Genomic DNA, 13380 nt, shown 5'->3' with positions numbered 1-13380 from the left:
CGCTGAAATACTTCATTGACGGAGGTGATTGATTCTGTTAACTAAAATTGTGACTGTAATCAAACAGATTGTTGCTCAATTTATTTCTGGTGGCTTCCAAGAAAAATAAGTCATTCATTTCCACTCCATTTCAAAACGATTGCATAATCAGCTTTTAAAAATAAAAGAGTCCCATTCTAGTTTTAAAACTAGAATGAGACTTTTTTAATGGTAAATATTTATTTTTTAATACATGCTTTTTACGATTACGTTGCTTCTTTCTTACTAAGTTTTGCACGCTCTTCAGGCGTTTTTAAGAAACGTGTCATAATTGCACTTGCTACATATAATCCAAAGATTAAGTACATCATGCCTTTTACGCCAATACTATCGTAGAATAACGCTACTAATCCAGGCCCAGCAAATACACATAACCCTGCACCTAAGTTTAGTATAGCCATCGCTGGCCCTTTGTCGCCATCACCTACAAGCGAAGGTACGAGCGCAGAAATTGGAACAAATCCTGCTAGACACATACCCCATAAAAACCCTACAGTGCCGATGACAAATACATTACCTGTAAATAATTCTGGTACAAAATACAATCCTAATGTGAACACAGCACAACCAATACCGCCGATGTATGAGATTGTATTTTTCCAACCAATCTTGTCACTCAATGCACCGAATATTAAATTAAATATAATATTTGCGACAAAAATTGTTCCCCAAATATTGAGCCAAGTTGTTGTTGCAATTCCTTTAGATGCTAAATATATCGGTAAGAACAATGGAAATGCATATTGTGCTGCTTGATTAATAATTCTTACGATACATGCCACTGCGACGCGTGGTTCTCTTTTTAATATCGTAATTCCAGCACCCATTTCTTTTACATGTTCTTTCACACCATGGCCTTTCTCTTCTATTTCAAATTGATCTCTGTTTACAAATACAGCTAAAAACGTTCCAATAAGCACCCATATAATAGCTGTCCATAAAGTGAACACATGACCAAACCATTGAATTGCGAATGAAGAATAGAATGAACCAAGTACGCTTAAACCACCTGTAAATACAAACCAGAACCAACCTACTGCCGCACCTAATCGTTTTTGAGGTGAACGGTAAGCGACCCACACTAAAAATGAATAAGCAAACAACGGATAACCAAATCCTCGAATGGCATACGACGGAATCATTAATTCATAATTCATCGTAGGTATTGCAAATCCTACGAATATAATATGACCAACAATATACAGCCCTGTGCCTAACAACATAACTTTACGCGGTCCAATAATTTCGACCAAGACGCCTGAGAACCAAGATCCAATTGCAATGGTCACACCATAACAAGTCGTTAAAATTGCAGTTTGTTGAACGGATAAGCCGTGATCATGAAGATAAGGGCTTATCCAAGCAAGTTCTAATCCATCACCCATCATAAAGATTAATACGCCAATATACCCCCATAATAAAGTTGGTGGCATACCCATTTTCGATAATTTTTTATTCATATTTAACACACCCCTATGTAATTAAATTGATAACTTGTGGCTACTTATACAATTACAAAACATACTAAAAACCTAAGTGATAAAAATAAATTTTAATTGCTGCCTTTCATATTTCATCGTACAGAAAACGCTTTCATATATTGTCTTTATATTATTGTATTTTTTCTAATAATGCAAATTTATTTTCGTTTTCTTTCGTTTTCTTTCGATTGATGATTATTTTTAGATACTTTTGATATAATCAACACTTCTATAGTACTTTATTAATTCTACGTAGTTATTTTTTGGATATGTTTAATAATTTATTTAAGTTATATATTAATTACAGAAGATTGATTTTTATTTTGAAAACGTTTACAATAATTATGATTTAATCATCATATGACTAGATGATATTAATTTTGTAAGTTAGGGGTTAAAATATATGCTGTTATTAATTGCTTTAAGTGCAGTAATTGTACCGTTTATCTTTTTAGTGCTACTTCGTATGTCAGCTTTAAAAGGTATGATAATCAGTGCAATTGTTGTTACGTTATTGGGAATATTTGTTTGGGGTATGAAAGGTAATGTCGTAATTGCTTCATTATTACAAGGTACACATAAAACGTTTACGATTCTATATATCTTATTCGGTGCACTTGTATTACTTAACACATTACGACAAACTGGGGCTGTAAACCGTATTAATGCAGGCTTCCAGAAAATATCTGGAGATATGCGTGTCCAAGTGATTATCGTCGCATTCTTATTTGGGTCATTAATTGAAGGCGCGTCTGGTTTTGGTACACCTGCAATGGTTACAGCTCCATTAATGGTAGCTTTAGGTTTCAGACCAATGATTGCTGTAGTATCTGCTTTAATCGCAGATAGTGTTGCCGTATCATTCGGTGCAGTTGGTACGCCTGTTCTTGTAGGATTAAGTACATTGACAGATGCTGATAGTGCATTCTTCCAATCTACTGCTGAACGTATCACTACATTAGATTTATTGAGTGGTGTTTTCATTCCAATTATTGTAATCATTACTTTAGTTGTTTTCTTTGGTAAGAAAAATAAATTAAAATCTATAATTGAAATGTTACCGTGGCTCGCTTTAATTGGTATTGTTTATGCTGGGTCAGCATTTGCCTATGCATTCTTATTTGGCGCAGAGTTCGTTGCAATTTTAGGTTCATTAACTGGTCTTATAGTAGCAGTTATAACTGCAAGTAAAGGTTGGTTATTGCCTAAGACTGAGTGGAAAGATGGATTAGATGATTCATACGAAGCTGATGAATCTGAGCACTCAATGAGTTTACTTACTGCTTGGGCACCGTATTTAATGGTAGTTGTCTTATTATTACTTACTAGAACAGTACCATTTATTAAAGAATTCACAACAAGTGTTTTAGATTTAACTTGGACTAACATTATGAATTTTGAAAGTATTTCATCAGATTGGGAAGTATTGTATTCACCAGGAACCATCTTAATAATATCTGCAATATTTGCGATACTCATTCAGAAAAAACCATTTAAAGATCTGACTAAAGCTAGTGTAGAATCTTTAAGTACAATTAAGATAACTGGTATTACGCTTATTGCGACACTCGCAATGGTTCATGTGTTCATCAACTCAGGTATTAATGCTAATGACTTAATTAGTATGCCTGAATATATAGCTAATGCTATGTCCGAATACTTAGGTCCAATTTGGTTATTTGTCGCTCCGTTCTTAGGTGCTTTAGGTTCGTTTATTACAGGAAGTGCTACTGTTTCCACACTTACGTTCTCACCAATTCAAATGAATATCGCAAATGCAATTGGTGCTGAACCGTTCACTGTATTAGCCGCACAAATTATTGGTGCCGCCGCAGGTAATATGATTTGTGTTCATAACGTTGTTGCAGTTTGTGCTGTTGTCGATATGCCAGGTAAAGAAGGTAGTGTTATTAGAAAAACACTCGGACCTGCACTACTATATTGTGCACTCGTAGGTATTAGTGCATATATCTTCACACTGTTTTTCTTCTAATTTAGTTGGAAGTTAATTAATAAATAAAACAGACTAAGTGCTTTGATTAGCATTTAGTCTGTTTTTATATGTTCTTTTTTATTGCTACAAAACACCTAGGATATTCACGGATTAAAACTTATAATTTTATCATCACTTTAGATGATAATTTTGAATTTCTAGCAATTTCAAACGCTTCTTTAAAGTCTTCAATACTATAAGTCTGTGTGACCACATTCTCTATTTTTTCATTTTCATCTAAAACTTTTAATGCATCTTCTATCTCACTATTAAATCTATAGCACCCTCTATATGTTACTTGTTTTACATTGATTGTCCCTAAATTTATAGAAGCTTTTTCATTTTCTATATTACCTACCTGAATGATTGTTCCACCAATATTAACTGCTTTAAAAGCTGTTGTTACAGCTGGCGTTGCACCTGAACATTCTAATACCACATCATAATAATCTTCTGGTACATCTTTATCTTTTATATTCAGTGTATCAATCTCACCTAAGTCTTTAGCACGTTCCAGAGGTTCATTTAACATATCTGTAATCATTACACTTTCTGCGCCTATAGTATAAGCTGCACCTGCCGCAAGCAAACCAATGGGACCTGCTCCAGAAACAAGTACTTTTTTTCCTTTAACACCGCCGGCCAAGTTAATTGCATGCATTCCCACGCTTAGTGGTTCAGCTAATGCACCGCGCTTTAAAGTTACATTTTGAGGTAATGGTAATATTTGCGCTTTATCTACTATCATTTTTTCAACCATGGCACCTTGTTTATGTGGTAAATATCTTGCAGATCCTAAGTATGAACCGTTTGGCCAAACCTCTGGATTATGAGGCAAGCGGTCAATTTTCTCACCGTAAGTTGCTGGATGCACAGTTATTTTAGTACCTTCAGGCAATGTTTGTCCTTTGTACTTCATCTCTTCAAGTAGGATACCGCTTAATTCATGACCAGGTATTAATGGTTCTCGTATCACTGCTGCTCCACTTATACCTTCAGATAAATAATGTAAATCCGAACCACAGATACCTACATATTTCACTTCAATTAACACTTTATCTTGATTAATATTTTCATTAATTGCATCAATATCACGTAAGACAATATCTTCTTTACCATTTATATATACAGCTTTCATTTTTTACATACTCCTCTTCTGTTAAATAATCATATTTAAAATTAAAACAAACCCTAATCCACAGACAGATATAGCAGTTTCTAATAAAGACCAAGTTAAAAATGTTTCCTTTATCGTTAAACCAAAATACTCTTTAAAAATCCAAAAGCCCGTGTCATTAACATGTGAAAAAATAATACTACCTGCACCAATAGCTAAAGTTACTAATGCTAAGTTAGCATCTGTTGCTTGTAGTAGCGGTAAGACAATCCCTGTAGTTGAGATAGCGGCAACCGTTGCTGAACCTTGCGCAATACGTAGTAATGATGAGACAATCCACGCTAAAAGTATTGGAGACATACTCGAACCAACAAACATGTGCTCAATTGTTTTCCCAACACCGCCATCGATTAATATTTCTTTAAATGAACCACCTGCACCTAAGATAAGTAACATCATCCCAATAGGAATAATTCCAGATTTTGCACTTTCCATAATCTCATTCATATTTCTATTCCTACGTACACCCATTGAATATATTGCAAAAAGCAGTGAAATTAGCATTGCAATTGGTGCATTACCGATAAAGTAAGTAATACTTTCAAACTGATTTGTCGCTCTATCTTGGTGTCCTGTAACCATTTGGACAATTGTCGCAAACAACATCAAAATAACAGGCAATAATGCAGTAAATACACTAATGCCAAATCCTGGACGATATTTTTCTTCAATAGATACCTGAGAAATTATATTTGTCATATCTACTTTTTTAGTGAACGCACTTGGTGATAATTTAGGTAATATTTTCACAAGTAAACCACCAACAATAGCAACTGTAGGTATGGCTATAATCATCCCATAAAGTAGCACTTGCCCTATGTTCGCATTTAATTCTTTTGCTATGACAACTGGTCCTGGATGCGGTGGTAAAAAGCCATGTGTCACTGATAATGCAATAGCCATTGGTATACCAATAGTCATATGAGATACACCTAAACGTTTAGAAATTGTGAACGCTAATGGTATTAATAATACAAGACCTACCTCAAAAAATAATGCAATACCAATAATAAATGACGCTAAAATCATCGCCCATTTGATATATTTCTCTCCAAATTTATCTATAAGTGTATCCGCAATTCTATTTGCTCCGCCTCCGTCAGCAAGTAGCTTGCCTAAAATTGCGCCTAAACCAAATATAATTGCTACACTTCCTAAAGTGCTACCCATACCTGTTTCAACTGTTTTAACTATTTCATTTAATGGCATACCTAAGATAATACCTGTGAAAATGGATGTCACAATTAAAGATATAAATGCATTAATCTTAAATTTAATAATTAAAATTAATAGTACAATAACGCCCAATACAACACTGATTAATGGCCAAAATTCCCCAAACACATCAACACGCCCCTTTTATTATTAAAAACATATTCACTTACAAATATAATATTTTAAATTTTATGTTTATTCTACATTATGAAATGGTATATCATATAAAGGAATTATTTATTAGTATAAAGCGCAAATGAAAGCGCTGTCAATTAAAGGAGGAATATTATGTCAAATGTACAGTCTATCGATCGTGCATTAAATTTATTAGAATTAATATCTAAACACAGCCCGGTTTCACTTAATGAACTCGTTGAATTAAGCAATTTATCAAAAACAACAGTCCACCGATTAGTAAAATCTCTCGTTGATAACCATTATGTAAATCAAAATTCTTTAACACATCAATACGAATTAACTTACAAATTATTTCAATTAGGTTATTCAAGTATTCAAAACATCGATTACTTAAACATTGCTAAAAGTTTAATTAGCAAATTATCTATAGAGGTATCCGAAACATGTCATTTAGTTCTCGAAGATAGCAATGAAATTTTATATATCGAAAAATTCATACCTAACAACACTGTCTATGCTATGGCCTCAAAAATAGGACAACGAGCACCAATGTATTCCACTGCTGTGGGGAAAGCTATTTTATCTACTTATAGTAATGAAGCTATTCGAGCTGTGTGGGACAGTTCTAATATTGAAAGTTATACTGAACAAACTATTACCGATTTTGAAGTTCTTATGAAAGAAATAGAATCAATTCGTGATCAAGTCTATGCAGAAGATAATGAAGAAAATGAAAAAGGAATTTTTTGTGTTGGAACTTACTTTGTTAACTATAAAAATGAAGTTCAAGGTGCAATAAGCTTATCTTTTTCAACGTCTCAACTAAATAAAAAAGCCTTTTTTATTGATAAGTTAAAATCAACTGCAAATGATATTTCAAAACACCTGGGATATTCAATAGATTAAAGTGTATTTTTACTTTATAACTTCGTTATATTATCATACTCCTTAATATTTTGATAAAGTACAATTAACTTATTAATTAAATTTATTTGCCAAACTAAACAATGGATTGGATGGGGATCTACAAATGAAATTTAAAAACGTTACGTTATTAACCTCTGAGTTGAAAGAAACTTTGCAGTTTTACGAAGAAACATTAGAGTGTCCTGTTCAAGTTCTTGATCACGATTCTTTTATTGTTCAAATTGGGGAAACTCAATTAAATTTTCAAAAATCCGAAGAAATCAATCAACCGTTTTACCACTTTGCAATAGATATTCCTTACAATCATTTTTACGATATGAAACAACACTATCAAAATATTTTATTTTTATTGATGGAAGATGGCCAACATACAACTTATTTTGAATCTTTCGTTGCACATTCAGTTTATTTTAATGATCCTTCAGGTAATATTGTCGAACTCATTGCAAGGGTATCTAATATGACAGATGAACCTGAATTTTCAAGAATTAGTGAAGTCGGATTTGTCTGTAATGAGCTAGATGATGTGTATCAAGCTTTAACCAATCACCATCTTACAACACATGAAGGGCGTCCATTTTCTCCAGAAACTTTAAATTTTATGTGTGATACAAAGGATGAAAGTTATATTTTATTAACACCTGAAAATAAAAAATGGATTTTTTCTGATAAAGCATCTACTGCATTTCCGATAGCTATTGAAACTCAAGACTTCAAATTAACTTATGATGACAAACATCAATGGTCTTTAGTATCTTTATAAATTTATACATAAAAAAGGATGGAAGCGTGACATTATTTATGTCACACACCCATCCTTTTTATATTCAACATATTATTCTCTGACTTGTGATTTGTCACTGACAAACTTTTTTAATGTTTTATCTAATCCTTCTTTTGCTTCTTGATCATAACCATAAGTGCCGTCTTCATTTGAGGTGATGTGTTTATCTAATATAAATCTGCCTTTGTGAATTGTGTCTGCACCTAGTTCTTTAATCACTGGATCCAAACTATATTGAATTGCTAGTACATGCGCAAAGGTTCCGCCTAATGCTAATGGCAATACTGTCTTACCTGTGAAAGCACCTCTTGGCAATAAATCTAAATACGTTTTAACAATACCTGAATAGGCTGCTTTAAACACAGGCGATACGATAATGATACCATCTGCGTTTTCTATTTTTTGATGTGTTTCATTAATAGACGCATTAGAAAAATCCGCTGTAATCAACGCTTCTGCGTCTAATTGATGAACATGTACAACATCTGTATCAATACCTTCATCTTCTAGATATTTTTCAGCATACTCGACAATACCTGTTAAACGAGATTGTAATTTATTTCCACCTGCAATGATTGCTACACTTGCCATCTTTAATGTCCTCCTTTATTTATTCAAACTGCTTATACTTTCTCAGACACCTGACAGGAGCTCAATTTTTAAAAACTAAACATGTTATTGTTATGCATGTTGTTTCTATTGAATTTAAATTTCTGCTGTACTATAACTATATTGCTTATTAAATTGCGGTTTATATTGTGATCCTGGATGCGTAGATCTTAAATACTTTTCACCTTTACCGAATAAATTTTCTCTAAGTGTTGTATTTTCTTCATCATAATCTTTATGATAAACGCCTCGTGCTTGTAATATTGGAACCACTTTTTCTATGAAATCTTCATATGAATTTGGTATCGTTCCATACGCAATATTAAACCCATCTACATCAGCAACTTCAACCCAGCGCTCTATTTCATCAGCAATTTGCGTAGGTGTGCCGACAAAGCGAACTGAGCCAATACCTAAGCCATGATGCTTAATAGCTTCTTTCAACGTCCATTTACGTGTTGGATCTTTCGCATAAATATCTAACAAGCTTTGAATCGCATCTGTTTCAATATCTTCTAAATATTGATCTGGGTCAAATTGAGAAAAGTCTATGCCTGTGTGTCCACTTAATAAAGCAGCAGTTCCTTCATAAGTGATATGTTCGATTAACTCTTGATGTAATTGTTCTGCTTCTTCTACCGTATCACCAATAACGGGAACAATCATAGTAAATACCTTTAAATCTTCTTTATTTCTGCCTTGCTGTGTTGCTCTAGAACGAATGTCATTTACATCATTAGCTAGGCCTTGAAGTGAGTGATTCACGACAAAGATTGCTTCTGCATGTTTACCTGCAAAGTTACGCCCTTTATCCGAAGCTCCTGCTTGAAATAACACTGGTGTACGTTGTGGAGATGGCTCTACAATATGTGGCCCAGGAACATTAAAGAAACGCCCACTGTGATTAATTAAATGTACTTTATCTGGATCTGCATACGTGTTGGTAGCTTTATCTTTTACAACGGCGTCATCTTCCCAACTACTTTCCCACAATTTATATGTTACATCTAAAAATTCGTCTGCACGATCGTATCTTGTTTCTTTAGGCATACGTTCTGTTAATCCTAAATTTTCCGCTTCACTTCCTAAATAAGATGTCACAACGTTCCAACCAATTCGGCCATGTGTTAAATGATCTAATGTAGAAAATTTTCTCGCAATATCATATGGTTGAAAATAAGTCGTAGATACAGTTGGTGCAAATCCTACGTGTTCTGTTGCTTGCGCCATAGCAGATATCACTAATAATGGATCATGATCTGGAACTTGTACGGCATGTTGTACAGCTGTTTTATAATCATTGCCATATTCACTATACGTTCCTAATACATCAGCGATAAATAGTGAATCGAACTTCCCTTTTTCAAAAAGCTTTGCAAGCTTCACCCAATAATCGATGGTGCCATGTTGTGCGCCTTCATGTTTGTCATGTTTCCAAAGACCAATTGCATGTGGTGCTGGTGAGTTCTGAATAAAGCCATTAAAATGTATTTGTTTTTTTCCCATTGTATTACCTCCTATGAGTTTAAGTCACGCTTATGCTTATATTTCATCGTTGTGATTTTATTTTTTTATTTATTTTGTAAAATATTTTTATATTAATTAGATATATTTAATCGGATATTAGTTGAAAATTATTTTTCAATCGTACTTAAATCTCCAGCTGGCAAATCTAATTCCCAAGCTTTTAAGACACGACGCATAATTTTACCAAAACTTGTTTTCGGTAATTTATCCATAAAATCAATTTCTCTTGGTGCAGCATGTGCAGCTAAACCAGTCTTAACAAATTGTCTTATTTCAACTTTAAGTTCATCCGTTTTTTCTACGCCTTCACGCAATGTGACATATGCTTTGATAATTTCACCTCTTACGTCATCAGGGATACCAATAACTCCTGCCTCTGCAATCGCTGGATGTTCTACAAGTTTAGACTCAACTTCAAACGGGCCTACTCTTTCGCCTGATGTCATAATCACATCATCTACTCTACTTTTGAAGAAAAAGTAATTGTCTTCATCTCGATATGCTGAATCTCCAGAAATATACCAACCATTCACAAAATATGAATTGAATTTTTCTTCATTTTTCCATATTTTTCTCATCATAGAAGGCCATCCTGCTTTTAACGCCAAATTACCTAATGTATTCGGAGGTAATTCATTACCTTCGTCATCGACAATACTTGCTGTAATACCTGGTAAGGCTTTACCCATAGAACCCAATTTAATAGTCTGACTTGGATAATTCACAATCATTAATCCACCGGTTTCTGTCATCCACCAAGTATCTAGTATACGTCTGCCATATACTTCATTGCCCCAACGAATCACTTCTGGGTTTAAAGGTTCACCGACTGACAAAATACTTCTTAAAGTTGATAAATCATATTGCTTAGTGAATGTCTCGCCTTTACTCATCAACATACGTAATGCTGTAGGTGCGGTATACCATAATGTAACTTTATATTTTTCTATCATTTCATACCATAATTCTGGAGAGAATCTTCCACCTATGACACAATTTGTTACGCCGTGAAGCCAAGGACTGAATATGCCGTAGGACGATCCTGTTACCCAAGCTGGATCTCCAGTACACCAATAAATATCATCTTCTTGTAAATCTAATACATATTTTCCTGTAATGTAATGCACAATCATCGCATCCTGTGCATGTAAGACGCCTTTAGGTTGGCCAGTTGAACCAGACGTGTAATGCAATACAAGTGGGTCTTCACGATTTAACCATTCAATGTCGAAACTATCACTCGCATGCTTGAACGCTGTATGAAAATCAATATGTTCTGGCGATACGTTGTCACCCACAACTATAATAGTTTCTAAGTCTGGTAATTTTGAGTAAGGCACACGGGGTAATAACTCTTCTGTTGTAACTAAGACTTTAGCGTCTGCATTGCTTAAACGTTCTTCTACTGCTTGATCCATAAATGCTTCGAATAATGGACCACATATTGCTCCAGTTTTTAAAATACCTAAAAATGAAAAATACAGTTCTGGCATTCTAGGCATATACACAAACACTCTATCGCCTTTTTCTACGTTAGCTTCTGTCTTTAATAGATTCGCTACTTTATTTGAAGCTAGCTTTAAATCTTCGAAAGTAAAAGATGCTTCTTGTGCGCTGTCTTTATAATTCAAGGCAATTTTTTGCCCTTTACCGTTATCTACGTGACGGTCTATACATTCATATGCCATATTTACTTTTCCTGTTTCATACCAAGAAAATGCTTTTTCCGCTTCTTTCCAATCAAAGTTATTATATGTATGTTCATAATCTTGAAGATTAAAGTTTCCTTTTTCACCTTTTAAAATTTCAGTTGTCATGTGTATGCCTCCTATAAAGATTTAAAAATCATTATAGATGGAACTTTCTGAATATTCAACCTATTATTTAATAATTCCGATATATTTAGTATGATTTAAATCTTTGAAACCTAGAGCCACATATCTTAGCAGTTTTACAAATAATTTTAAACTTTTTTAATTGTTCTACAATATCATTTTAAATTATTATAGTTTAAATGATATTTATTATTCATTTGATTATGATAGCTTTGGTGTGAGAATTGATAAGAAAAATAATTATCACGCTAGCTTAAATTTTATAATTGACGAGGATAAATATGGTATTAACACCTCAAGGGATATACAGGTCTTTTGAGAAGATATTTGAGACTCATGGATGTATTTGGTTTATTTAGGGAAACTGAGGATAATAGGCGATTATATAGCATTGTAATGAATGATTGAACTTGTATTTTTAAAAATTGCAGTGATTTGAAGTGAATCACAAGCTAAAGAGTCTGAGACATAAATATCCCATTCTTAAATTAAAAGCAGCAATCTATTAGTTTCTAATGGATTGCTGCTTTTCTATTTAAAATTTTTCGATTTTGAGAGCGCATGCTTGCCTGGGGCATGGTTCGAGCCTGTAGTCTCTCACTCATACTATTCCCCTAGGCGTCAGCGCTTTACAAAATCGGTGCAATTATATAAATTCATACAAAAAAATAAGCCACTTTCGTATAATAAAGTGACTCTAGCATAACTTTAAAACGAGTTGTCTTATGTATAAGAATTATAATATGACTCAGCTAACACTACCAATGGATAAGAACATAAAAATGGTGGTTTCTACTATATTTCACGTAGAAACCACCATTTTTTTAGTTAACTGAGAAGCTTATGTCTCAGACTCTTTTTTAAATATATGATTGGTCGTACTATTGTTGGATGGTTGTACCAACGTTTTGACCACTTTGTAATTTCTTAATAATATGTGATTCATTACCTGCAGCAATGACTACTTTTTCACAGCCTGATTCAATCGCTTGAATCGCATCTTGAACTTTAGGAATCATACCACCATATATTGACGCTTGATCAATATAGTGATTGATACGTTCAGCATTCAGTGTAGCTTGCACTTTTTCATCAATGATGACACCAGGAATATCACTTAATAGATAAATTGGCGCCTGTAAAAATTGTGCGATTTTATATGCTAATGTATCTGCATTAATGTTATAGAGTTGCCCCGTGCTTCTATGTTGACCTATAGATGCAATGACTGGTACAAATTGTTCTGTTAACGCAGCAAGTACAGAAGTATCGACATCTGTAGGTTCACCGACATAACCATATTTATCGTCTAATGGGAGGACATCAAATAATTTTGCATCTACGCCATTTATACCAATGCTTTGAATATCTGATTTATTAATTTTGCTAACAAGCGTTGGATTCACTGATCCAATTAATGTCTGACTTGTCACTGCAAGTACTTCACGCGTTGTTACTCTCAAACCATCTTTAAATTGCGTAGACACACCTTGTTGCTCCAAAGCTTCATTAATAAAAGGCCCACCGCCGTGTACAATAATGGGTTTAAATCCTTGTTGTCTTAAAAGTGCAATGTCTTCTATTGTTGAATCATGTAGATTTGTCAGAGTGCTGCCACCTATTTTAATTACAATATAGCTCATTTGTCACACTCC

At 33.7% G+C, this 13380-nt stretch carries 10 protein-coding genes; 3 read left to right on the top strand and 7 right to left on the bottom strand.

Annotation, left to right across the window (positions count from 1 at the left end):
* Positions 1 to 245 precede the first annotated feature (245 nt).
* The gene (locus AST02_RS11020; RefSeq protein ID WP_069817807.1) at positions 246 to 1499 is read right to left on the bottom strand and encodes an MFS transporter; all 1254 of its coding nucleotides are present in this window, start codon (positions 1497 to 1499) and stop codon (positions 246 to 248) included.
* Positions 1500 to 1923: 424 nt separating this feature from the next.
* Here AST02_RS11020 and AST02_RS11015 point away from each other — a divergent pair, with 424 nt between their 5' ends.
* Positions 1924 to 3513: an L-lactate permease gene (locus tag AST02_RS11015; RefSeq protein ID WP_069817806.1), complete on the top strand. Its 1590-nt coding sequence runs from the start codon at positions 1924 to 1926 to the stop codon at positions 3511 to 3513.
* Positions 3514 to 3631: 118 nt separating this feature from the next.
* Here AST02_RS11015 and AST02_RS11010 read toward each other — a convergent pair whose 3' ends face one another.
* Together AST02_RS11010 and AST02_RS11005 are read right to left on the bottom strand one after the other, a co-directional pair.
* Positions 3632 to 4651: a zinc-binding dehydrogenase gene (locus AST02_RS11010; protein WP_069817805.1), complete on the bottom strand. Its 1020-nt coding sequence runs from the start codon at positions 4649 to 4651 to the stop codon at positions 3632 to 3634.
* 21 nt (positions 4652 to 4672) lie between these two features.
* Positions 4673 to 6034, bottom strand: a complete 1362-nt coding sequence (locus AST02_RS11005; protein ID WP_069817804.1) for a gluconate:H+ symporter — start codon at positions 6032 to 6034, stop codon at positions 4673 to 4675.
* Positions 6035 to 6193: 159 nt separating this feature from the next.
* On the opposite strand from AST02_RS11005, the gene AST02_RS11000 reads away from it, so the two are divergent.
* Both AST02_RS11000 and AST02_RS10995 read left to right on the top strand, forming a co-directional pair.
* Positions 6194 to 6949, top strand: a complete 756-nt coding sequence (locus AST02_RS11000; RefSeq protein ID WP_176723024.1) for an IclR family transcriptional regulator — start codon at positions 6194 to 6196, stop codon at positions 6947 to 6949.
* A gap of 124 nt (positions 6950 to 7073) precedes the next feature.
* The gene (locus tag AST02_RS10995) at positions 7074 to 7733 is read left to right on the top strand and encodes a hypothetical protein (RefSeq protein ID WP_069817802.1); all 660 of its coding nucleotides are present in this window, start codon (positions 7074 to 7076) and stop codon (positions 7731 to 7733) included.
* 72 nt (positions 7734 to 7805) lie between these two features.
* Here AST02_RS10995 and ssuE read toward each other — a convergent pair whose 3' ends face one another.
* The 4 genes from ssuE to argB all read right to left on the bottom strand — a co-directional run bounded on the left by ssuE (position 7806) and on the right by argB (position 13368).
* On the bottom strand, positions 7806 to 8345 hold the full coding sequence (gene ssuE, locus AST02_RS10990) for an NADPH-dependent FMN reductase (RefSeq protein ID WP_069817801.1): 540 nt from the start codon (positions 8343 to 8345) through the stop codon (positions 7806 to 7808).
* 114 nt (positions 8346 to 8459) lie between these two features.
* Positions 8460 to 9869 (bottom strand): LLM class flavin-dependent oxidoreductase, encoded by a 1410-nt coding sequence (locus AST02_RS10985; RefSeq protein WP_069817800.1) that lies wholly within the window; start codon positions 9867 to 9869, stop codon positions 8460 to 8462.
* A gap of 128 nt (positions 9870 to 9997) precedes the next feature.
* Positions 9998 to 11707, bottom strand: a complete 1710-nt coding sequence (acsA, locus tag AST02_RS10980; RefSeq protein WP_069817799.1) for an acetate--CoA ligase — start codon at positions 11705 to 11707, stop codon at positions 9998 to 10000.
* An 899-nt stretch (positions 11708 to 12606) separates the two neighbouring features.
* Positions 12607 to 13368 (bottom strand): acetylglutamate kinase, encoded by a 762-nt coding sequence (argB, locus tag AST02_RS10975; RefSeq protein WP_069817798.1) that lies wholly within the window; start codon positions 13366 to 13368, stop codon positions 12607 to 12609.
* Positions 13369 to 13380 lie beyond the last annotated feature (12 nt).

This window comes from Staphylococcus equorum (genome assembly GCF_001747895.1).
GTDB lineage: Bacteria > Bacillota > Bacilli > Staphylococcales > Staphylococcaceae > Staphylococcus > Staphylococcus equorum_A.
This window is presented reverse-complemented; position numbering and strand designations above follow the sequence as displayed.